The organism is Candidatus Seongchinamella marina (assembly GCF_026262685.1).
Taxonomy (GTDB): domain Bacteria; phylum Pseudomonadota; class Gammaproteobacteria; order Pseudomonadales; family Halieaceae; genus Halioglobus; species Halioglobus marinus.
The window spans coordinates 602639-624605 of the sequence record NZ_SHNP01000003.1 but is presented as its reverse complement, the minus strand read 5'-3'; the positions used below and the strand labels follow the sequence as shown (position 1 = coordinate 624605).

Below are 21967 nucleotides of genomic sequence, written 5' to 3'. Positions count from 1 at the left end.
ACCCAAATTGATCAGCGCCACCACTTGGCGCACCAAAATGAAGCGTCTGGCAGAAAGTCTCCTCCTTTTACGAGTCAACAACGGTTTTTGCCCGAATCTGATCTGGGTTCCCAGCGCCAAATCGACTAACATTCATGCCACCCTGCCCAACAAGGTCGATAGCAATGGCGATTAAACCCCCCCCTCCTCCCTGGGAAGTCCTGCAACAGGTTAACGAAATGGTGGGTAATTCCGGCCTCAAAGGAGAAGTAGATAAAAGCGTGCGCGCCCTGGCTCAGTCGGCACTTTCCCGCCTGGAGGTTGTAAGCCGCGAGGAGTTCGACGCCCAATCAGAGATCCTCAAACGCACGCGCGAAAGAGTGGTCACACTGGAAGCCGAACTGGAAGCCATGACCAAGGAATTTGAGGCGCTCTCTTCCGAGGGCTGATAAACGCCGGATCACCGGCCCAGTGCTCAAGGACGAGCCATGGAACTGTCTGTTGTTCACAGCCGGGCACTGTCCGGTCTTTCCGCCCCAGCGGTGCGCGTGGAAACCCATCTCTCCAATGGGCTGCCCGCCTTTAATATTGTCGGCTTACCTGAAACCGCAGTGCGCGAAAGTAAGGAGCGGGTGCGCAGCGCTATTCTCAACTCCCACTTCGAGTTCCCAGACCGCCGTATTACCATCAATCTGGCACCCGCAGATTTACCCAAACACGGTGGCCGTTTTGACCTGCCCATTGCGCTGGGCATTTTAATGGCCTCGGGACAGTTAGAAGACAAACAAACGACGCCCTGCGAATATCTGGGTGAGCTCGCCCTGGACGGTAGTTTACAATCCGTTCCGGGCGTAGTTTGCGCCGCTCTGGCCGCCAGTGCGTGCGGTAATGGATTGATAGTACCCACTCCCTGCCAGCGCAACGCCAGCCTGGTTCCGGACGCCTCAGTCCTCGCCGCGCCCGATTTACTTACCCTGTGTGCCCACATCAACGGCTCTGCAACTCTGCCTGAGCCTGATCGCCACATTATGCGAGCAGAAATGAGCTATCCCGACCTCAGTGATGTCGTTGGCCAGGAGTCAGCTCGCAGGGCACTGGAGATCGCTGCCAGCGGTGGCCACAATCTGCTGTTCAGTGGGCCTCCGGGCACCGGCAAGACCTTGTTGGCCAGCCGCCTCCCCGGCATATTGCCGCCCCCATCCCGCGAGGAGGCTCTGGTTACCCTGGCACTGCGAGATTTTCAGGGCAAGGAAGCCAAGGATGCAGCGCTAAGACGACCTTTTCGCAGTCCTCATCACAGCGCCAGCGCCGCCGCCTTAATTGGCGGCGGCAGCGACCCTCGTCCCGGAGAGGCCTCCCTGGCCCACGGAGGCGTGTTATTTCTCGACGAACTGCCTGAATTCAGCCGCCACTGCCTTGAAGTATTAAGAGAACCAATGGAATCTGGTCTGGTGACAATCTCCAGGGCACGACACAAACTCAGCTACCCCGCCAGTTTCCAACTCATTGCTGCAATGAACCCCTGCCCCTGTGGTTATCTCGGTGATCCGGAGCGGCCCTGCCGGTGCACCCCCGACCAGATTAAGCGCTACCGTGGTCGAGTTTCCGGACCCCTGCTGGATCGCATAGATCTCCACGCTCATGTCCCCCGACTTGCACCCGGCCAATTGCTGGCGCAAGACTGTAGCGGCGAATCGTCTAGCGCAATTCGCGCCAGGGTAAATCAGTGTCGGGAGACCCAGCACTCGCGTCAGCACTGCATTAATGCTCGCCTTGGTAACGACCGATTACTGGATATATGTGAGCTGAATAAATCCGCCAAACAGATGCTGGAGCAGGCGGCAGAGCAAATGCTGCTGTCGGGTAGAGCATTACACCGCTCGTTGCGCGTGGCTCGCACGATTGCTGATATGGAGGGCCTTCAGCGAGTCTATGAGCCCCAGTTGAGCGAAGCCCTGGGGTACCGCGGGCACTAAAACCCTAACCCTGCAGTGCAGCAGGGAATACCGGTCTGACTTTACCCAATAACCGGCTTATGCCAGAATTAACTATGAACTAATAGGCGTTAGTTGCACTCCATCCACACAACCAAATTGCCGGGAGGCCATCATGAGCCAATGCCCTTTTTCCAACTTGCTGGATCCCGATACCTATAAGGATGGCATGCCCTATAAGGACCTGAAGGAAATTCGTGATGCGGGCCCGATGGTTAAAATCGAAGACCCAATCACCGGAATTCCCTATTGGGCAGTCACTCGCATTAAAGAGATGGACTTCGTCTCGAAAAACCCCGGGTTATTCTCTTCCGCCGCCCGCTCTGCCTTCCCTATGGAAATGGATGAGTTCACCGTGGAGATGCAGCAAAACACCATCATTAACATGGATCCACCCCTTCATCAGAAAGTACGCCGCATTGTGCGCAATGCGTTCACGCCCAAGCGAGTCGATTCTTACGAGGCCGAATTTCGCAAGCATGCCAGGGAGATCGTCGATGCAGTAGCCAGCCAGGGCGAGTGCGAGTTTGTAGAAGAGGTCGCCGCTGAACTGCCCCTCATCGCTATCCTTGAGTTACTGGGCGTCCCCCTGAAGGATCGGAAGAAGTTCTTCCAGTGGACCAACACCATGATTTTCGCCGATGACCCGGATATGTCCATCTCAGAGGAAGAAGGTCAGTTGGCTGCCATCGAAGTTATTGGCTACGCCATGCAATTGGCAGCGCAGCACCACGAAGAACCTATGGACAACATTACCAGCGCCTTGCTTGACGCTGAGCTGAATGGCGAACCCGTTTCCGAGGACATATTCGGCTGGATGTTCATTCTCATCCTGGTGGGCGGCAATGAGTCTACCCGCACGGTTATGTCCCAGGGGATGCGCTTGTTAATGGAACATCCGGAGCAGCTGCAATACCTGGTCGACAACCCCGACAAAATCAGCAATGCGGTCGAGGAAATGCTGCGCTACAACACAGCGTTCATTTCAATGCGGCGCACTGCCACAGAAGATGTGGATGTCGGTGGGCAGCTGATCAAAAGCGGCGACAAAGTGATTCTTCATTACCACACTGCCAATCACGACGAGCAGGTGTTCGGCGACGACGCCATGGCCTTTGATGTTACCCGCGCTGAGCGCATGCCTGATCTATACAATCAGCTGCGCTCTTTTGGCATTGGCCAGCACTTTTGTATCGGTACACACCTGGCACGCCTGGAGCTGAATGTGATGTTCGAAGAAATCATCCCGAGGCTGCGCAACCCACAATTCAGGGGCGAGCCAAAATACGTGCGCTCCTTCTTCGTCAACGCCATGAAGGAATTGAACATTACGTTTGACCCTGAACTCGCGGGCGCCACCGCCGCCTGACTCAACCCGCCCATTCGGGCGATTTTCGCTGTATCATCGCTTCACTAAATAGGAACCGTCGCCGCCCCGCGGGGCGCGTCAATGGAGTGAGCTATGACTGCTTATCAATCCCTGGAAGCCATCCGCAAACGCGTTGCAGCCCTCGGCAATGCGATGGGCATACTGCATTGGGACATGGAAACCATGATGCCCGACGGTGTCGCACCCGCCAGAGCCGAAGTGCTGGCAGAAATGAGCCTGATGGTGCACGAACTGGAGACTGGCGAGCAATTGCCAGACCTGCTTGCGGAGGCTGAAGAGCAAGCAGAGCAGCTAAATCCCTGGCAACGCGCAAATTTGCGAGAGATACGCCAGCTCTATCTGCATGCGAACGCCACGCCTACTGATCTGGTTGAAAAAATAGTAATGGCCAGATCGGAAAGCACCATGGCCTGGCGAGAGGCAAGGCCGAAGAACGACTTCAAGTCTCTCGCGCCAAAACTGGACGCTTTGTTTTCATTGCAACGTGAGGTCGCTACGATCAAATCCGAAGCCATGGGGGTAAGTCCCTATGAAGCTCTCCTGGACGAATACGACCCGGGCCGCAGAGAACCCCAGGTCGACGCCATCTTTGCCGACCTGGAAGCCTTTCTTCCCGATTTCGTGCAACAAGCACTCGAGAAGCAATCAGCAGGTCCTGACATCCTAATGCCTCGAGGCCCCTTCCCGGTGACGCACCAGGCCCAACTCAGCAAGGAGGTCATGCAAATCCTCGACTTTCCATTCGATCACGGTCGTCTGGACACAGCAGCTCATCCCTTCAGTGGCGGTGCCGAAGGTGATCTGCGAATTACTACCCGTTACGAGGAGGATGATTTCACCAAGAGCCTGATGGCCGTTATTCATGAGACCGGACATGCACTTTATGAAAATGGCCGCCCTCACGATTGGCGCGGCCAGCCTGTTGGGGATTCACGGGGAATGACACTGCATGAAAGTCAGTCTCTGCTATTGGAAATGCAGGCGGCGCGGTCTGAGGAATTCATCAGGTTCATCGGACCTGTGGCCCAGAAGATTCTCAAAGGCGAGGGGCCAGCCTGGGATATCGATAACCTGCTGCGCGTTTACCGCAAGGTAGAACCGGGCCTGATTCGAGTATACGCCGATGAAGTCACTTACCCCCTGCACGTCATCATGCGCTACAAACTGGAAAAGGCGATTATTGCCGACGACATACCCATCGCCGAACTGCCCATAGCGTGGAATGACATGATGGAACAATATCTGGGCATACGCCCCAGCGATGACAAGGATGGTGTCATGCAGGACGTACACTGGCCCGAGGGCATCCTCGGCTACTTTCCCACTTACTCTCTGGGCGCGATGGCAGCGGCGCAAATATTCGCAACCGCCAAAACCGCGGAGCCTGGCATTCTGCCCGGCTTGGCACAGGGTGACTTCAAGCCGCTTTACGGCTGGCTGGATAAAAATATCCGCAGCCAGGGCTGCCTGTATACGCCGGATGAATTAATCGAAAAAGCCACCGGCGCTCCGCTGGGAACCGAAGCCTATAAACAAGCAATCTACGCACGCTACATGGGCTAGGCAAGTCGCGCCCATGATGCGGGTGGCCTCCCGCGTTTTTGCCAGTGTGCGCGACGGCAACCTGGCGCTGCTGCAAGTGGATATATCGATGAGCTTGCCCCCTGAGGCTCGGTTATTTCCGAGCGCTCTGATAGACTGACGCTTCAGTGATACCTTCCGGTTCCAGAGTTCTGTGTCCCAATTAAATCCCCGCCAGCGCGAGGCAGTGCGCTACATTGATGGCCCCATGTTGGTGCTCGCTGGAGCTGGCTCCGGCAAGACCAGTGTGATCACCCGTAAAATCGCCTACCTGGTGGAGACCTGCGGAATACGTGCCAGCCGCATTGCCGCGGTGACCTTCACCAACAAGGCTGCTCGGGAAATGAAAGAGCGTGTTGGCAAACTACTAGGCACTCATTCTACTGAGGGCCTGACGGTAAGCACATTTCATCAGCTGGGTCTCAAGATCATTCGAACTGAGCGTAAACTGTTAGGGCTAAAAGGCGGCTTTTCGATTTTTGATGGTCAGGACACCCAAACCCTGATCAAGGACTTACTGATCCAAGAGCACGGCTCAGACGGCGATCAGGCAAGCACCATACAAAACCAGATTTCCAACTGGAAAAATGATCGTGTATTGCCAGAGCAGGCCGTGGCTCACGCAAAGAGTCCGGCGGAAATATTATGCGCTCAAGCCTACCGCCGTTACCAGCGTGCGCTGAAAGCTTACAACGCCCTGGATTTCGATGATCTTATTCTGTTACCCACGGTCCTGTTTGAGCAAAACCCGGACACTCTGGAAAAATGGCAGAATACCATTCACTACCTGTTGGTCGATGAATACCAGGACACCAACTCAAGCCAGTACCTGTTGGTGAAGCAGCTCGTCGGTGTGCGCGGTGCGCTAACCGTAGTAGGCGATGACGATCAGTCCATCTATGCCTGGCGAGGCGCTCGTCCGGAAAACCTGGTGCAGCTCCAGGACGACTTCCCGGGCTTAAAGCTGGTCAAGCTGGAGCAGAACTACCGATCTACATCACGCATTCTCAAGGCCGCAAATACGCTAATCGCCAATAACGATCACGTCTTCGACAAAAAGCTGTGGAGCGAAATTGGTTATGGCGATCCGCTGCGGGTCATTCGTTGCAGTGATGAAAACCACGAAGCTGAGCAGGTGGTAGCTGAAATCCTGGATCACAAGCTGCGCAAGCGTACCCGCTTTGGTGACTACGCCATTCTGTATCGTGGCAACCACCAATCACGTTTGATTGAGCTCGCCCTGCAACAACAACAGGTGCCCTATCACCTTTCCGGCGGTACCTCCTTCTTTGCTCGTAACGAGGTGAAGGACATCATGGCCTATCTGCGCCTGTTGATTAACGAGAACGATGACAATGCATTTCTGCGCATTGCCAATGTGCCGCGCCGCAAACTGGGCGCTTCTACCCTCGAGTCATTGGGCAGTTTCGCCAACGAACAACACTGCAGCCTGAGTCAGGCTATTGGCCGGGTCGGCAGTGGCACCCTCCCGGAGGCCGGCCTCGGACGCTTGCGGGAATTTCGCCTTTGGATGGATCGAATTCGGCGTCAATGCGAGGGCGGCGGTGGCATCTCTGCGATTCGCCAGATGATCCGCGACATGGAGTACGAGGAATGGTTGAACCAGCTCAGTTCTAGCGAACAGGTGGCCGAAAGGCGCATGAGTAATGTTCACTTCCTGATAGACAGCCTCAACAAGGTAATGGCCGAGGAAGGCGTTGAACTGGACGATGCCATTGCCCGGCTGGTACTGCGAGACCTCCTGGAACAACAGGAAGAAGAAGACTCCAGCCCCGACAATGTGCAACTGATGACGATGCATGCCTCAAAAGGACTGGAATTCCCCCACGTATTCATTATCGGGATGGAAGAAAACCTGCTGCCGCATCGCGCCAGCGTCGAAGATGGCAACATAGCAGAGGAACGGCGACTTGCTTACGTGGGCATTACCCGCGCCCAACAGACACTGGCGATGACCATGGCTGCAAAGCGCCGCCAGTTCGGCGAGACCATCAACTGTGAGCCCAGTCGCTTTATTGACGAACTACCGCAGGATGACCTCACCTGGCAGGGGGGCGGCACGGATGACGAGCAAGCCAACGAAGAGCGCGGGCAGGAAACTTTGGCTGGCTTGAGAGGGCTATTTGCCTAGGGGGCAGTATGAGCGCCGAAAATTATCACGGCTCGAACGCCTTCCCTGGCAGACATTCCGATTACTAGCACGTTACCTGTTTGGGCAATTGAACGCGCTGCCTCTAGAGATCAGGCGATGTTACTGACTGCCGGCGATCATATAGTCTACGGCGCCCTCTATCTCTTCATCAGAGCAGTCCATGCAACCGCCTTTGGCGATCATACTAGTACCTGCAACACCGTTAATGCCGCTGGCATACAAGACCTCAGTCCCTTTGGCAATCCTGTCAGCCCACGCAGACACGTCAGCGTAAAGCGGAGCACCGCCGGCGCCTGTTGCGTGGCACGCCAAACAGGCCGAGTTATACACGTCTTCGCCAGAACGGGCACCGCTGCTGGCCATCGTCGCCGCGCCACCACAATGAGTGTCGCCCTGCAGGCAGACTTCACCAATTGGCTTTAAGCGCTCTTCCATCGCTGCGCGCTGGTCATCGTTCAGTTCTACGGCGGTGGCTGCGAGCGCCACGAGCATGGCTGTCAAGCCAAGTGCATATCGAATAATCACTTTGAGGTCCTCTACAAGTCCGGCGCGCATTATAGCCACTATTGACGGCATGAGAAAACTCATCCTTTACCCTAATAAATGTGCAACATATTGGCACAATGGGCTATTACCCCTAATATTGACCAACAGAGACCGCAACCTACCGTTAAAAGGAAAACAACCCGATGAAACTCTACACCTACGATGCAGCCCCCAGTCCTCAGCGCGTAGCCCTGTATATGAAGTACAAAGGCATCACCATCGACACTCAACAAATCGATATGACGGCCGGGGAGCACCTGGGCGACGAATACAGGGCGATTGTGCCCGACCAGACCGTACCTGCCCTGGTGTTAGACGATGGCACTGTGCTGAGTGAAGTCATTGGCATTATTGCCTATCTGGAGGCACTTTATCCGGAGACTCCGTTACTGGGCAGCACCCCCCTTGAAAAGGCTATGATCACCAGTTGGAATTCGAAAATTTACTCCATGCTTTATTCTTCAATAGCCGATGCTTTGCGCAATACCAGCCCAGGTTTCAAGGGGCGTGCGCTGCCTGGCCCGCTGGATTTGGAGCAAATACCAGAGCTAGCGGAGCGTGCGAAAATTCGCATCAATTGGGCCTGGAAAGAGTTAAACCGGGAATTGGCGAAGCGCCAGTTTATCGCTGGCGACAAGTTCTCTTTCGCAGATATCGATCTATTGGTTGCCGTTGGCTTCTCTGGCTGGGTTAAGTGCAAACCACCCGAAGAGCTGACCAGGTTGCATGAGTACATCACACGAGCCACCGCTGAATTGGGCTAAATACGAGAGTTACTACATGAAATACATCATCGGCATAATGCTGGCTCTGCTGTCTGCTAGCTCTATGGCCGCAAGCCCGGACCCGGTTGACCTGATTCGCAAGGCAATGGACCATTGGCGGGGTGTTACTTCCTATGGCGAGATGACTATGGTCATACATCGCCCCGACTGGGAACGCAGTATGTCCATGGAAGCATGGACAGAAGGCGACAAGCTCTCCCTGGTCAGGGTGACCGCGCCCGCCAGGGACGCTGGCAATGGCTCCCTGGTGATGGACGACAACATGTGGAGCTATGCCCCGAAAATCAATCGGGTAATCAAGGTCCCCTCTTCGATGATGAGCCAAAGCTGGATGGGTTCAGACTTGTCGAACAAGGACATCAGTAAATCGACCGACATTATCGATCAATATACACATACATTACTGGAAACCCGCGAGGGCCAGGGACACCAGACCTGGGTCATACAATCCATTCCCAATGAAGATGCAGCGGTAGTCTGGGGCAAAGAAGTCTGGTCCATTCGAGATGACTACGTGCTTATGGAACAACAGTTCTGGGACCAGGACGGTGTCTTGGTGAAGACCTTCCGCACCCATGAAGTACGCGAATTGGACGGGCGCATGGTAGCTACCGTGATGCGTATGCAGGAGGAGGAAAAACCTGATGAGTGGACTGAAATGCGCGTGGACAGCAGCAAATTCGACATTGAACTACCCATCAATCTGTTCACCCTGTCCAACCTGAGAAACCCTCGCCAGTGAGCGTGACCCTGCGCCTTGCCTGGCGCAACCTGTGGCGCCATGGCAGGCGCACATGGTTGACTGTTGGCGCCATGGTTTTCTGCAACGCCCTGCTGGTATTCCTGATCTCCAGCCAGCTCGGTAGTTACGCCATGATGATTGATGGAACTCTGGGCTTTCTCACCGGCCACCTGCAAGTACAGGAACAGCGATATAACGAAGAATCGAAAATGCGCTACACCGTGCCTGACGGTATCGCGGTTGCCAAGGCACTGAGAGATTCCACTGGCAACCTTGCAATTGCAGCCCGCGGCAGCGCCTTCGCCCTGGCTTCCAGCGAAGACCGCTCTTTTGGCATTCAGATATTGGGCGTGCAGCCGCAATTCGAATCTGCAGTGTCCACGCTTCCAGGACTCATTGACCAAGGCCGATACCTGCAAAGCAGCGACGCAGCAGAAATTGTCATTGGAACGGTGCTGGCTCGAAACCTGAAAATCGGGGTGGGCGATGAAATCACATTTCTTGGATCTGGACGCGACGACTCCTTTGCCGCCGGTATTGCGACAGTCGTCGGGATTATCAATTCCGGAATAACCGATGTTGATCGCGCGATCGCCGAAATACCTCTCAACTACTTTCAGTCCATTTTTGCGATGGAGGATGACGTGCACAGTATCGTGGTTAAGGTGGATGACCTTGATAAGGTCGCACCACTGAAAAAACAGATACAAAGCCAACTGGGTGATTCGTCATTGACCGTACTGGACTGGAACCAACTGCAGCCTGGCCTGGGTCAAGCCATTCAGGCAGACATGTTCAGCTCCTTCTTGACGTATGCCGTGCTGATTGTACTGGTCGCCTTTAGCGTCCTTAACACCCAGTTAATGTCAGTACTGGAACGCACTCGCGAGTTTGGGGTAATGACAGCTCTGGGCGTGCGTCCGGGCCAGCTGGGAAGACTGGTATTGCTCGAGACCGCAATTATGTCTTCGCTGGGTTTACTGCTCGGTTGCGTGGCCGGTGGTCTATTAACCGCTTATCTGGCACACACCGGAATTTCCCTGGACGCCATGAAAGAGGCCTTGGAGCGCTATAACATTGAAGGCAGGCTCTATCCACAACTCTCCATAATAAGCCTGTTTGGTGGCCCTCTTATTGTATTTGTGGGAGGCATGCTGGCTGCAATATACCCCGCACTGCGCCTGCATACCCTGCAGCCTGTTGCGGCCATGAGGGCAGTGTAAATGGCCGACTATCAACCTGCTGCAGGTGTTTTGTTCACCCTCGCCTGGCGCAACCTATGGCGCAACCATCGGCGCACCCTGATCATGCTCATCGCTATTGTGATCGGAGTCTGGGCAATGATCTTGTTCAGTTCACTGATGGCGGGCATGGTCGACGAAATGGTGCGTGGTGGCCTGCGAACGCTGCCTGGCGAAGTCCAGATTCATCACCCCGACTATCGCGACGATCCCAGTATTGCCAACAGTATCGACGCCCCGCAAGGGGCCTTACTGGAGCGGCTCAACAGCCCACCGGTAACAGGCTGGGCTGCGCGCATTAAAGTACCCGCCATGATTTCCAGTGAGCGAGCCAATCGTGGCATACAACTCCTTGGGGTTGACCCGGCACAGGAAGTCAGTCTTGGCTTTGACCCAACCGATATTGTAGAGGGACGTTTCCTCGAGGGGCCCGATGATAAAGGCCTGGTCATTGGCCGCAAATTGGCCGAGCGACTCGAAACTCGATTAGGCAAGCGCGTAGTGATCATGTCCCAGGACCCAGACAATAATGTCGCGGATCGGGGCATACGGGTTGTAGGCATTTACCAGGCCAGGCTGCAGGCCACCGAGGAATTAAATGTATATGGGGGACTGGAAACCCTGCAAAAAATGCTCAATGTCGACAACCAGGTCTCTGAAATCGCCATTACGGGGGACGATTTTCGCCAGGTTGCCAGCTGGTGGCCTCAAATCCAGCAAGCCACGGACCCAGAGCTTGAAACAGTGCCCTGGATGGAGCTAGACGGCTACTTGGAAAGCATGATGAAAATGCAGACCAGCTTTAATGTCATTATTACGGTGGTCATTTTCCTGACCTTGTCGTTCGGCTTGGTTAACACACTGGTAATGGCGGTATTTGAGCGGGTCAGAGAAATCGGCCTGATGATGGCCCTGGGCATGCGTCCCGGGTGGATCATGTACCAGATTTTATTAGAGAGCATCATTCTGCTTGGCCTGGGCCTGTTACTGGGCAACTTGCTGGCGGTCGCAACGATTTTGCCACTGGAAGATGGCATCGATATCTCAGCCTTGGCAAAAGGTCTGGAAATGGCTGGAATGGGGTCAACGCTGTACCCCTCTCTGCGTCTATCTGACATGGTGCTATCTACCGTGGTAGTGCTGGTTCTGGGCCTGCTCGCCAGCCTGCTTCCCGCTTGGCGAGCGTCTCGCTACAACCCCATCCAGGCCTTGGCCAGAACCTGATACGGAAACGATTATGACGGCTATTCGCTGCAGTCAGCTCAACAAAACGTTCACCCAGGGTGACCAGATCATTTGCGGCCTGAATGATGTTTCTATTGATATCGAAGAAGGTTCATTTGTCTGCCTGTCCGGCCCTTCCGGCTCAGGCAAAACTACTCTGCTCAACGCCATGGGTGGTTTGGACAAACCAGACAGCGGCGAGATTCAGGTGGGAGACAAACACGTTGACCTGCTGGGCAAAAGTGACCTCGCAGATATGCGCCTGCACAGCATTGGTTTCGTGTTTCAGGCCTATAACCTGATTCCGGTGCTGACCGCGAGAGAAAATATTGAATTTGTCATGCAAATACAGGGAGTTCCCACGGCGCAACGTCGCGACAAGGCAATAGCGATGCTGGAAGAGGTTGGCCTCGCCGATCACGAAGATCGCCTTCCATCTCAGCTCTCAGGCGGCCAGCAGCAGCGGGTGGCGGTGGCCCGAGCTATCGTCAGTGGCCCGACCCTGGTGCTCGCAGACGAACCCACCGCAAACCTGGACTCCACCAGCGCGACTCAATTGATGGAATTGTTCGTTGCGCTCAACCTGGAGCGCGGCATCACGTTTGTGATTGCCACTCACGATACCCGGGTCATGGCCTATTGCCCTCGCCTGATACGCATGGAAGATGGCAAAATCATCAGCGATGAGGAGCGAACCGGCAAGTCCGGGGAACTTCAGCCCCAACCCAGCTGATGCGCAGCTCGCTATTCATACTGCTACTACTTACCTGTGGAGCCAAAGCTGAATTGCTGCAATTTAACAGCGGCCATGCCAAAGGCCAGTATCAAGTGGCCAGCTATCCGGATGACAGTTTGCTGCGTGAACTAGTGGGAACACCGACCCACGACATCAACGGCGACCTGCGGCTATTGGTAGGTGGCGACCAGGACCGTCTGAACTGGAAAGCTGATTACCAGCTCGTTGGCCGCAGCGGCGATACCCTTGATTTGAGCCGCGCACTGCAGGGCAGTTTCCTGATTCCCAGTGCTGACCTCAATGACGACCATCGCCTGATGGATTTAACCCGCACCATCTCAGATCACGATGACTATGTACTGGTGCACCGGCTGGACCGACTCCACGCAGGCTACACCGGCGACCAGGCTGTCCTAAGAGTCGGTCGCCAGGCGATCAGCTGGGGTAATGGCCTGATTTACAATCCGGTGGATTTCTTCAACCCCTTTGACCCGGCTGCCGTCGATAAAGAATACAAGAGTGGCGACGACATGCTCTACGGACAGTACCTGCATGACAGTGGCAATGATTTCGAGTTCGTCGCTGTCTGGAGGCGGGATAAAAACGGCAACACCGGCAATGAAGTCAACACCCAAACCTTGAAGTATCATGCGTTCATCGGCGAAGGAGAACTGGACCTGTTGGCAGCGCGCCACTACGACGACGACATCGTAAGCGTTGGAGGCCTCAACAACCTGGGCGGGGCCATAGTGCGCGGTGATGCTTTGCTAACCCATACCGAGCTTGATACCTACGCCAGTGCCGTGATCAACCTGAGCTATTCGTGGGTCGGATTCGACAAAAATATCAGTGGTGTACTGGAATACTTTTTCAATGGTATGGGAGTCAACGAATCCCAGTATCAGCAGCTGGAACAGCACCCAGACCTGACCAAAAGGCTGCAGCGGGGAGAACTTTTCACTCTGGGCCGTCACTATTTGGCTGGGGGCCTGAACATTGAAATGACGCCTCTGTTTATGTTCACGCCCAACATGTTCTTCAACCTGGGCGATAGCTCCGGGTTGGTGCAACTGGTTGGCAATTACGACCTGGCCCAGAACTGGCAGATACTGCTTGCGGGAAATCTGCCCTTTGGCGGCAAAGGCACCGAGTTCGGTGGGCTGGACACACCCATCGATGGGCTGCAGTTCAGCACTGGGCCATCCCTGTTTGCCCAGATAGCGTTCTATTTTTAGCCGGAGCTCATCGTCACCGAACGAATATGGTGAGCCTATTTGCGCCCCGCCACTGTATAACAGTCGAATGGAAACTAAGCTTAAACACTTCACCGCAACTGCCGCGTTTTTGATCACCGTGCTACTGCTCGTCGACTGTGCCGAGGAAAATGCTGACACCGCATTTCAGGTCTACCTCGAACGACTGGGACGGACGTTAGACCTTGGCAGCCAGACCAGGGTGCCGCATGCGTCGGTTGCCCGCCCCCCGCGTCCCGGCAAACTGCGTCTGAAAATTCCTGCAGACACGCTGAACACACTTGATTTCATGGACTTGCGAGGCTGTGAGCTACAGGTCACTATCGGCAAAAGTAACAGCAGCCTGGGGCGATTGGCCCGGGATTCCCAAAAATTGCTGCTGGCATTGGAATTCCTGCACCTGGCACCCGCATGCATCGACTACCTGACGGCCGCTGGCGAACTTGAACTGGCCAAAAAACTCGATCAAGCGAGGCGCCAAAAGCTTGAACTCCTCCCATCACTCATTTTCAACGCAACGCTGGCCAGTGAAGAATTTCAAGCATTCTGGCGCCCGGCACCAGTGTCCAAGGAATACCCCGCAAACACATCCAGCGCAGTCATTACTGCGCTGGAGCACATCAACCAGGCTAGCGCCCGCTGGCTGGCCGGAAACTACCGCGCTGACAACCAGAGCTTCGAGCTGCAATTGAGCGAAGTTGCTGGTGGCGACGGCGGGCAGTTATGGCGCGCCCTGTTGCATCAGGGACAATGGCTGGATTCCGCCAACGCCAAACTCGAGCAACGCGGCCCATTGTGCACAGCAACCAGGCGGCCCCAATCGGCAGAAATTCTGCCTAACGTAGTGCGAAAGTATTTTATCGATGGCATTCAGCCCAGGGCAGCGATGCTGGGACGGCGCTACCACCAGTTGCTTCCGCCTCTGTTCGCTCTGGAGCATCAACTCAGGACCAAACTACCGGCAAATTACCTGGTTTGGAGCGAAAGTCGGAACTCAGCGCTAAAAGTACTGGCAGGCAAACCGAAACAACACGTTTCGCGATTACAGCAAACGCTCGCCAATTGCCGAATGGATTCTTGATGCTGTCACCAGCCTGAAAAGTGGATACACTAGCGCTCAACTAACATACCGGAGAAACCAATGACACTGACACCAAAGCGAATCTCAACCTCCCTGGGACTTGTATGCTCGTTGCTGCTGCTCGCTGCTTGTGCCAGCACTCCCAAGCCAGTAGTAGACTACAAAGAGGACTTCGACTTTTCAGGAGTACAGAAGATTGGTTTCTACAAAAACTCAGGACAGGTTACCGGTGACAACCCGCTGCAACTGAGCGATTTTCAAAAAGAACGCATCGATAACGCTCTGGCCAATGCCCTGCGCAACAAGGGACTGGATGTAGTAAATGACCCAGCGCAAGCGGACCTGTTACTAAGCTGGCACCTTGGCACCCAGCACAAAACCGACGTGCGAACTTACGAAACACCTTCCTACGGTGCCAGCTATGGCCGCTACGGTGGTTATAATCGCTACAGCATGTACAACTGCTGGAACTGTTCCAACACGGAAGTGCGGGTGAGCGATTATACCGAGGGCACTTTTATCATCGATATGATCGACCCCGCCTTGAAAAAAAGCGTTTGGCGCAGTGTTACCCAATCGAAGCTCAAGGGTAAAAGGGACGAGGATGATCCCAGCGAAATTAATGAAGCAGCGGCGCGGGTGTTAGGCGGATTTCCTCCTTTCTAGACGACCACGTGTGTCCAAACCCGGCCAAGGCCGGGTTTTTTGTGTCTGCAAGAACTTCAAGCGAGCTTGGTAGAGAGCGTAACGGGCAATTTGCCCTCTGCCTCTAGCTGACCACAGAGCACTTTTGCCAATGCCATGTAAGCGGGCCCAGGAGCACCTGCCACACCAGCGGGAGCACCGTCATAACTGGCCAGTACGGCGTCGGTCAGCGGCTCATACTCCGGGGCTCGATAAGGTGAATTCAGCATAATCACCACTCTTTGCATCGCAGGCGCCTGCAGCAAGAGCGCTTTTTGCACCGATGCAGGACTGTGATCGGGGAGATCAGTCAGGTCTTCAGCGCCACCCAGGGCCACCGCGCTGATTGCTGGCTCACTGACGCCCACCAGATAGGCTTCTGCATTTGCCAGCCAGTCCCGCTCCTGCGCTGCGTTAAAATTTTCCAGGCTTTGCCAGCTGACTGTTAAAGAGGCGTTCACCTGCAGCAGCGCGGAGCGCAGGGCTAGCGCGGCCTCTTCGCCAGGCATCAACAGGTGAATCCTTGCAGTTTTCCCCAGAGGTGTGAGCTGGCCGCTCACTAGCGTCAGACTCGCCTCAGCTATACGTTTTTCTAATGCCAGATGCTGTGGGCAGGCAATCACTGCGTTATTGATCGCCTCTGAACCTGGCTGCTGCGGCGCAAATTTTTGTTGCAGGGCAAGAATACGGGTGACGGAGGCCCGTACCTCTCTTTCATCCAGCTCGCCGCTGTGAATGGCCTCGACGGCAGTCGAGACAAGCTGCTGTAACTGGTTGAAGCTCGCGCTGGAGCGAATTAACAGCGGCATCAGGGCGATGTCTACTCCGGCAGCAAAACAGCGCAAAACCGCTTCAGTTGGCGTCATTCTGGCACTGATAGCTTTCATATCCAGGGCATCCGTAATAATGACCCCGTCAAAGTCCATCTGTTCACGCAACAGGCCAATCATCATCGCTCGGGAAAGCGTTGCCGGCACCGCGACATCAGTGCCCGCGATACAGGAGTCATCCAGGGCTGGATACTGGATATGTGCCGTCATCACCATGGCGGGATTCGCCTGCGCAATCACCCGGGAAAACGGCGCCAGATCAACTGCAAACGCCTCATCACGACTTCGACCGACGCAGGGCAAGTCAATGTGGCTATCCTGGCTGGTGTCGCCGTGCCCGGGGAAGTGCTTGAGTGCCCCGGCCACGCCTCCCTCCTGTAAACCGCTGAGCAACTCGCTCCCAAGGGAAGCAACCGCGGCAGGATCATCGCCGAACGAACGAACGCCGATCACCGGGTTAGCTGGGTCGCTGTTCACGTCCAGCGACGGAACAAAGTTGATGTTAATTCCCAGCGCTTTCAGCTCCGCAGCCTGGGCCGCTCCAACTTCTCGCGCCAGCAGCTCATTTTCTCCCGCCGGACAGGCGGCCAAGGCCATATTGCCACTAAAGCTGGTGGATACTTGTCGTGGCAGGCGAGTGACACGCCCTCCCTCCTGATCTATTGCAATCAGAGTGTTGGCGGGCAGACATTCACGAATCTCGGCGGTGAGCTGCTGGCATTGCGCTATCGATGCCAGGTTTTCGCGAAACAAAATCACCCCACAGGGGCTTATTTCAACTAAACCGTGCTTCAGCTGAGGCGGCAACTGCTGCACCGGCACAGGGCCATTCCCACTATCGAAGGCGCGAATGTCCAGCATCAATTTAAGGCCGATGCACTGCTCAAGTGTCAGGTCCTTGGCGTTAGTCATAGGCTTGGGGATAATTTCCGTGTCTGGAGGGTCCAATATGCCAAGATAACTCCTGACGGGCCACAGGGGAACCATTGGAGGGACGGTGATGGCAGTTTCTCTCAAGAGGAGTTACTGCTACCCTAGCGCCCGTTTACCTTTACGCCCAACACCGGCCGCGAGCTGGCAGTACTATCGGAGCAGCACTTGGATTCAATCATCGTTCGCGGCGGTCATCGCCTCAATGGTACCGTCAGCACCAGCGGCTCAAAAAACGCCGCCTTGCCCATTCTGTTCGCCTCATTGTTGGCAGATGGTCAACACCGTTTTACTAACGTCCCCTATCTGAAAGACATCGAGTCCACCCAATCGCTGCTGAAATCTCTCGGTGCCAGCAGCGGTCGTGAGGACGACACCCTGGTGGTCGACGTCAGTTCACCCGCGGCCCACGTGGCCGATTACGAAATGGTGCGGAAGATGCGCGCAGGTATTCTCTGCCTGGGTCCGCTACTTGCGCGATATGGTGAGGCCAAAGTGAGTCTTCCCGGTGGCTGTGCCATCGGCTCACGCCCCATAGACCTACACATTGAAACCATGCGTCGACTGGGAGCAGATATCACCAGCGAGGGCGGCTATGTGATCGCCCGGGCCCAGCGATTGGTCGGCGACCGTATTCTGTTTGAAAAAGTGACCGTGGGTGGTACCGAAAACGCCTTGATGGCTGCGAGTCTGGCTCGCGGCATCACGATTATCGAAAATGCAGCCAAAGAGCCCGAAGTGGTAGACCTTGCAAATTACCTGATAGCCATGGGCGCGAAAATTGAGGGCGCTGGCACCAGCGTGATTTCGATAGAAGGTGTTGATGAACTTTCGCCTGCGTCGCATCGGATTGTGCCAGATCGCATTGAGGCGGGAACCCTGCTGATTGCCGGTGCAATTACCGGTGGCAAAGTCACCGTGGATAATTGCGTACCGGGGCACCTACAATCTCTCGTTGAAAAAATGCGTGATGCTGGTTTTCGGATTGATACTGACGACAGCTCATTGACGGTACAGGCGACCAAAAGCTGGCAGGCTGTCGACATTGCTACCGCACCTCACCCCGGTTTTCCCACCGATCTGCAAGCCCAATTCATGGCATTGATGACTCAGGCTAGCGGCACCTCGGTTATCACCGAACAAATATTTGAAAACCGATTCATGCATGTGCAGGAATTGGTTCGTCTGGGAGCAGACATCACCCCCATGAGTCAGGTCGCCGTGGTCCGCGGCAACAGCGGGGGCCTTGGAGCTGCTCCGGTGATGGCTACCGATTTACGCGCCAGCGCTTCCCTGGTCCTGGCCGGACTGGTGGCCGAGGGTGAAACCGAGGTCAGCCGTATCTACCATCTTGACCGGGGCTATGAACACCTGGAAAACAAACTGGCTAGTCTGGGGGCTGATATCGAGCGGGTCGCAGCCGAGTAACCAGGTAATCCGAACAGCCTGGGAGCCCGTATCTTAAAGCATTCAACACACTCCAGGAGAATCTGGATATGAAGCGCTTTTATACGACTCTGTTAGCACTCACCCTGGGCAACACAGCCATGGCATCTGATATTGAAGAACCCTCCTGGACTCTGGTGGACACGGTCGAAACGGTCGAGTTACGCGAATACGCCCCGAGCATTCAGGCGGTAACGCAGCTCGACCACTCAGGCCAAACTTCAGCCGGCTTTCAACGCCTGGCGGGATTCATTTTTGGTGGCAACGAGACTGGCGAGAAGATCGCCATGACCGCGCCGGTAGAAGAATCACTAGAGGCGAACCAGCCCCTGATGGCATTCACTCTGCCCAGTGAGTACGAGTTAGAAGACCTTCCTGAACCTGCCGACGACAGCGTGCAAATCCAGACGGTTCCCGGCCGCACAATGGCCGCCATACGCTTTTCCGGGTGGGCGACAGACGGCAAGGTGAAGCGCAACACGCAGCAGTTGATCGCCACACTTAAGCAACATGGTATTGAAGCCGTTGGCACGCCTTCCTTGAATCAGTACAACCCGCCCTGGACTCCCCCGTTTCTGCGGCGCAACGAGATCATGGTTGAAGTGCAGGTCCAGGACGCGGGCGCCTGAGTCAGCACTTGGTTTATTCGAAAGAGTAGCGTAGTTCCATTCCATACATGCGCGGCAACCCGGAAGTGGTTTGAAAAGTGCCGGTCGAATCACCTACTGCTGCCGCCCCCATGTAGTAGAACTCGTCGGTCAGATTGGTGACGTAGAGCGCACCCTCAAACCGTCCTTCGGGGCTTGACCAACCCAGGCGCGCGTTCACCAGCCCGTAATCGTCAAACGTTGATTGGTCTGGGTTTTGCCCCGAGCCAGCGTCCAGCCCCATGAAAATCTCATCCACGTAGCTGTAATCGATTCGCGGAACGAAGGTTCCCCAACTGCTCTCCCAGGTGTATTGAACACCAAGACTAAATGTCGACTCGGGCACTTCCGCAAACGTTTCGCCGCTGCGGTCTACCACGGGCAGAGGCACCTGAGTAAATAAAGCCTTGCTGCTGAACTGCTGCTCTTCAAAATCGAGATATTTGTAATCGTTATAACTGGCGGTCGCAACTAGCAGCAAATTATCGGTGGGCAACCAGGACCACTCCAATTCACCGCCTACAATGCGAGTTTTTGAAGCGTTATTTAACACCACGCGCGGCGTGCCACCGCTGTCCAGCAGCACCTGACGCAGCTGCATGTTATCAAAGTTGGTGCGAAACGCCGCACCGTTCAAGCGCATCCGCGCGTCAAGAAAATCAAGCTTGAAACCAAATTCGTAGTTCTCCACAAGCTCAGGCTCCACAGTCTGCTGACCATCGACGCCGATAGGCTCAAAGGTACCTGACTTAAAACCCTCGCCATAACTTGCGTAGAACATGGCGGCATCCACACCAGAATCTCTGAGTAAGTTATCTGGCAGATGATAGGCCAGACTCACCATGGGTGTAATCTCTTTCCAGGTCTCGGAGGCATCCTCGTCAATGTCCGGCACCAGCTCTCTAGCCGGCACCAAGTCATAAACAAACTGGTCATTGGCATCGCGAGGGAATTCGGCGGCAATCAGCGAAAAAATATCAGCGGCGATTAATGCGTCCAGGTCAGTAACCAACCCTATCCCCGAAGCCTTTATAGGCACTATCCCGGGGACACCTTCAATGGCAGCAAAAGCTATATCCCTGAAGGCAGCCTGATCCAGGAACTCCAGATCAACGGTCTGCTCGCGCTTCTCACTGGTCCAGCGCAAACCGGCCGTCAATTCCAGATTGTCTGTCAGGTCATAGCTACCCTGGAAAAACACCGCGTAAGTGGTATTTTCCAGGTCATAGGTCTGGCGCTCCGTGCTGGGATCATTAATCAACATGAGTGGCTGCGGAACATAAAGCAACGAACCAGATGGAGATCCAGACGATGTGTCGGTGCCATCGTCTATGTCTTCCTTCATCGCAAATAGGCCTGCCGTGTAGGTGAAACGATCATCAAAAGCCGTGCCGTTGAGTTGAAATTCCTGGCTTAGGTGCTTGCGCTTACTGGACGTATCGCCAACGCGATAGCGCGCAGAAATCACCTCGTCCGTTACATCATTATCAGGGTTACCAAAGTTGCCGGACTTCTCCTGATCGCCATAGCCGGTAATGCTTTTGAAACTAAGGTCATTGCTGATCTCCCATTCCAGCGTCAGGCCCAACAGCAGGTTATCGAGTTCAAAGTTGATACGGTGCTCGGAAATAGACCGGTAATCTTTATTTTGCGCATTCGAACGAGCGCACCCTGCTTCTAATATCGGGCTCTGGGCAACGTGACCCTCGCGCAGGGGCGTATCGTTATCATCGTAGGCATCGACAGGAACAGTATCTCCGGGAAATATGCGATTGCCGAACAGGGAGTCTTCGCCGTTGAAACTACTGCCCACCATAAAGCGACAGTTGGTCGTGGGTTGCACTTCATCCGTTTTACCGTAGTACGCCAGCGCATCCATACTAAAGCTATCGCTTGGCAGCCATGTCAGCTGCAGGGCAGCGGATTTTCGATCCTCTGATGCGGCACGCTGGCCGGTGTTGATATTGCGCTGATAGCCTTCTCGCGAGATGGACCCCAGGGTAATCTTCGACAGCAACGTTTGATCGATTAGGGGGACGCTGACCGTTGCTTTCAGGTCCTGCCGATCGTAGTTACCAACACGAACGTCAACAAAGCCGCCAAAATCTGCCTCGGGCCCATTAGTGGTAATCACAATAGCACCGGCAGTTGTATTCTTGCCAAACAAGGTGCCCTGGGGACCTCGCAAAACCTGAATGCTTTGGGTGTCTAGCAGATCCAGTAACTGACCATCTTTACGCGGAATGTAGAGACCATCGATATAGACGCCAACCGGGGCATCAACTCGCGAGCCATCATCCCGCTGACCAATACCCCGTATCCAGATCTGGGCTGCACTGCTCTGGTCTATTTGCAAACCAGGCGTCTGGTATCCCAGGTCTTTCAGGTTAACAATGCCCGCATTACGCAGCTGATTGCCGGTGAAAGCCGTCACTGATACTGGCACGTCCTGCATCGCTTCTGCACGTTTACGCGCAGTAACAATCACTTCCTCCAGCACCTGGGCAGCGGCCACGGTACTAAACATCGATGATGAAAACGCGGTTGCCGTAAGAAAGGTTCCTGAAATCAGCGCAGCGTGCAGTCGACTATCTTGTCTGTTCATGGCTTACCCACCTGTTGACTGTATTATTATAGACACACCAGACGATAGCGTCGGCTGGATTTATACAAATAGCCACAGCCTCAAGCCGCCGCTAATGGCG

The 21967-nt window shown here is 55.0% G+C and carries 18 protein-coding genes; 15 read left to right on the top strand and 3 right to left on the bottom strand.

Annotated elements, in window-relative coordinates; translation table 11 throughout:
* Positions 1-164 precede the first annotated feature (164 nt).
* From EYC87_RS11190 to rep, 5 genes are all read left to right on the top strand, one after another.
* Positions 165-428: an accessory factor UbiK family protein gene (locus tag EYC87_RS11190; RefSeq protein WP_007230543.1), complete on the top strand. Its 264-nt coding sequence runs from the start codon at positions 165-167 to the stop codon at positions 426-428.
* A gap of 39 nt (positions 429-467) precedes the next feature.
* Positions 468-1955 (top strand): YifB family Mg chelatase-like AAA ATPase, encoded by a 1488-nt coding sequence (locus EYC87_RS11185; protein ID WP_279252942.1) that lies wholly within the window; start codon positions 468-470, stop codon positions 1953-1955.
* 133 nt (positions 1956-2088) lie between these two features.
* Positions 2089-3342: a cytochrome P450 gene (locus EYC87_RS11180; RefSeq protein ID WP_279252941.1), complete on the top strand. Its 1254-nt coding sequence runs from the start codon at positions 2089-2091 to the stop codon at positions 3340-3342.
* Between the two features lie 93 nt (positions 3343-3435).
* Entirely contained in the window at positions 3436-4926 is a 1491-nt protein-coding gene (locus tag EYC87_RS11175; RefSeq protein ID WP_279252940.1) for a carboxypeptidase M32, read from the top strand.
* A 172-nt stretch (positions 4927-5098) separates the two neighbouring features.
* On the top strand, positions 5099-7096 hold the full coding sequence (gene rep / locus EYC87_RS11170; protein ID WP_279252939.1) for a DNA helicase Rep: 1998 nt from the start codon (positions 5099-5101) through the stop codon (positions 7094-7096).
* Between the two features lie 120 nt (positions 7097-7216).
* Here the strand turns inward: rep and EYC87_RS11165 are convergent, their stop codons facing one another.
* Positions 7217-7672 (bottom strand): c-type cytochrome, encoded by a 456-nt coding sequence (locus tag EYC87_RS11165; protein ID WP_279252938.1) that lies wholly within the window; start codon positions 7670-7672, stop codon positions 7217-7219.
* 134 nt (positions 7673-7806) lie between these two features.
* On the opposite strand from EYC87_RS11165, the gene EYC87_RS11160 reads away from it, so the two are divergent.
* The 8 genes from EYC87_RS11160 (at position 7807) to EYC87_RS11125 (ending at position 15391) form a co-directional block, all read left to right on the top strand.
* Entirely contained in the window at positions 7807-8427 is a 621-nt protein-coding gene (locus tag EYC87_RS11160; RefSeq protein ID WP_279252937.1) for a glutathione S-transferase family protein, read from the top strand.
* Between the two features lie 16 nt (positions 8428-8443).
* Positions 8444-9190, top strand: a complete 747-nt coding sequence (locus EYC87_RS11155; RefSeq protein WP_279252936.1) for an outer membrane lipoprotein-sorting protein — start codon at positions 8444-8446, stop codon at positions 9188-9190.
* Positions 9187-10413 carry an ABC transporter permease gene (locus EYC87_RS11150; protein WP_279252935.1) on the top strand — a complete coding sequence of 409 codons (1227 nt, stop codon included), beginning with the start codon at positions 9187-9189 and terminating at the stop codon, positions 10411-10413. Before EYC87_RS11155 ends, EYC87_RS11150 begins: the two co-directional genes overlap by 4 nt.
* Positions 10414-11655, top strand: a complete 1242-nt coding sequence (locus tag EYC87_RS11145; protein WP_279252934.1) for an ABC transporter permease — start codon at positions 10414-10416, stop codon at positions 11653-11655. It abuts the gene before it with no gap.
* A gap of 13 nt (positions 11656-11668) precedes the next feature.
* Positions 11669-12388, top strand: coding sequence for an ABC transporter ATP-binding protein (locus EYC87_RS11140; protein ID WP_279252933.1), 720 nt, complete (start codon positions 11669-11671; stop codon positions 12386-12388).
* A 53-nt stretch (positions 12389-12441) separates the two neighbouring features.
* Positions 12442-13626 (top strand): hypothetical protein, encoded by a 1185-nt coding sequence (locus EYC87_RS11135; protein ID WP_279252932.1) that lies wholly within the window; start codon positions 12442-12444, stop codon positions 13624-13626.
* A 67-nt stretch (positions 13627-13693) separates the two neighbouring features.
* The gene (locus EYC87_RS11130) at positions 13694-14725 is read left to right on the top strand and encodes a DUF3080 family protein (RefSeq protein WP_279252931.1); all 1032 of its coding nucleotides are present in this window, start codon (positions 13694-13696) and stop codon (positions 14723-14725) included.
* 60 nt (positions 14726-14785) lie between these two features.
* Positions 14786-15391: a DUF4136 domain-containing protein gene (locus EYC87_RS11125; RefSeq protein WP_279252930.1), complete on the top strand. Its 606-nt coding sequence runs from the start codon at positions 14786-14788 to the stop codon at positions 15389-15391.
* Positions 15392-15447: 56 nt separating this feature from the next.
* Here EYC87_RS11125 and EYC87_RS11120 read toward each other — a convergent pair whose 3' ends face one another.
* Positions 15448-17187, bottom strand: coding sequence for a glycoside hydrolase family 3 protein (locus tag EYC87_RS11120; RefSeq protein WP_279252929.1), 1740 nt, complete (start codon positions 17185-17187; stop codon positions 15448-15450).
* A gap of 150 nt (positions 17188-17337) precedes the next feature.
* Here EYC87_RS11120 and murA point away from each other — a divergent pair, with 150 nt between their 5' ends.
* Both murA and EYC87_RS11110 read left to right on the top strand, forming a co-directional pair.
* Positions 17338-18597 (top strand): UDP-N-acetylglucosamine 1-carboxyvinyltransferase, encoded by a 1260-nt coding sequence (gene murA, locus EYC87_RS11115; RefSeq protein ID WP_279252928.1) that lies wholly within the window; start codon positions 17338-17340, stop codon positions 18595-18597.
* Positions 18598-18665: 68 nt separating this feature from the next.
* Positions 18666-19244: an SOUL family heme-binding protein gene (locus EYC87_RS11110; protein ID WP_279252927.1), complete on the top strand. Its 579-nt coding sequence runs from the start codon at positions 18666-18668 to the stop codon at positions 19242-19244.
* A 13-nt stretch (positions 19245-19257) separates the two neighbouring features.
* On the opposite strand, the gene EYC87_RS11105 is transcribed toward EYC87_RS11110, so the two are convergent.
* Positions 19258-21867 carry a TonB-dependent receptor gene (locus EYC87_RS11105; RefSeq protein WP_279252926.1) on the bottom strand — a complete coding sequence of 870 codons (2610 nt, stop codon included), beginning with the start codon at positions 21865-21867 and terminating at the stop codon, positions 19258-19260.
* Between the last annotated feature and the right edge of the window lie 100 nt (positions 21868-21967).

Bases quoted from the DNA above. Each gene is read 5' to 3' on its own strand.
- EYC87_RS11165 (WP_279252938.1), bottom strand. From the start codon at position 7,672: ATGCGCGCCGGACTTGTAGAGGACCTCAAAGTGATTATTCGATATGCA.
- EYC87_RS11125 (WP_279252930.1), top strand. From the start codon at position 14,786: ATGACACTGACACCAAAGCGAATCTCAACCTCCCTGGGACTTGTATGC.
- EYC87_RS11110 (WP_279252927.1), top strand. From the start codon at position 18,666: ATGAAGCGCTTTTATACGACTCTGTTAGCACTCACCCTGGGCAACACA.
- EYC87_RS11175 (WP_279252940.1), top strand. From the start codon at position 3,436: ATGACTGCTTATCAATCCCTGGAAGCCATCCGCAAACGCGTTGCAGCC.
- EYC87_RS11145 (WP_279252934.1), top strand. From the start codon at position 10,414: ATGGCCGACTATCAACCTGCTGCAGGTGTTTTGTTCACCCTCGCCTGG.
- EYC87_RS11160 (WP_279252937.1), top strand. From the start codon at position 7,807: ATGAAACTCTACACCTACGATGCAGCCCCCAGTCCTCAGCGCGTAGCC.
- EYC87_RS11130 (WP_279252931.1), top strand. From the start codon at position 13,694: ATGGAAACTAAGCTTAAACACTTCACCGCAACTGCCGCGTTTTTGATC.
- EYC87_RS11140 (WP_279252933.1), top strand. From the start codon at position 11,669: ATGACGGCTATTCGCTGCAGTCAGCTCAACAAAACGTTCACCCAGGGT.
- EYC87_RS11155 (WP_279252936.1), top strand. From the start codon at position 8,444: ATGAAATACATCATCGGCATAATGCTGGCTCTGCTGTCTGCTAGCTCT.
- EYC87_RS11190 (WP_007230543.1), top strand. From the start codon at position 165: ATGGCGATTAAACCCCCCCCTCCTCCCTGGGAAGTCCTGCAACAGGTT.
- EYC87_RS11185 (WP_279252942.1), top strand. From the start codon at position 468: ATGGAACTGTCTGTTGTTCACAGCCGGGCACTGTCCGGTCTTTCCGCC.
- EYC87_RS11105 (WP_279252926.1), bottom strand. From the start codon at position 21,867: ATGAACAGACAAGATAGTCGACTGCACGCTGCGCTGATTTCAGGAACC.
- EYC87_RS11180 (WP_279252941.1), top strand. From the start codon at position 2,089: ATGAGCCAATGCCCTTTTTCCAACTTGCTGGATCCCGATACCTATAAG.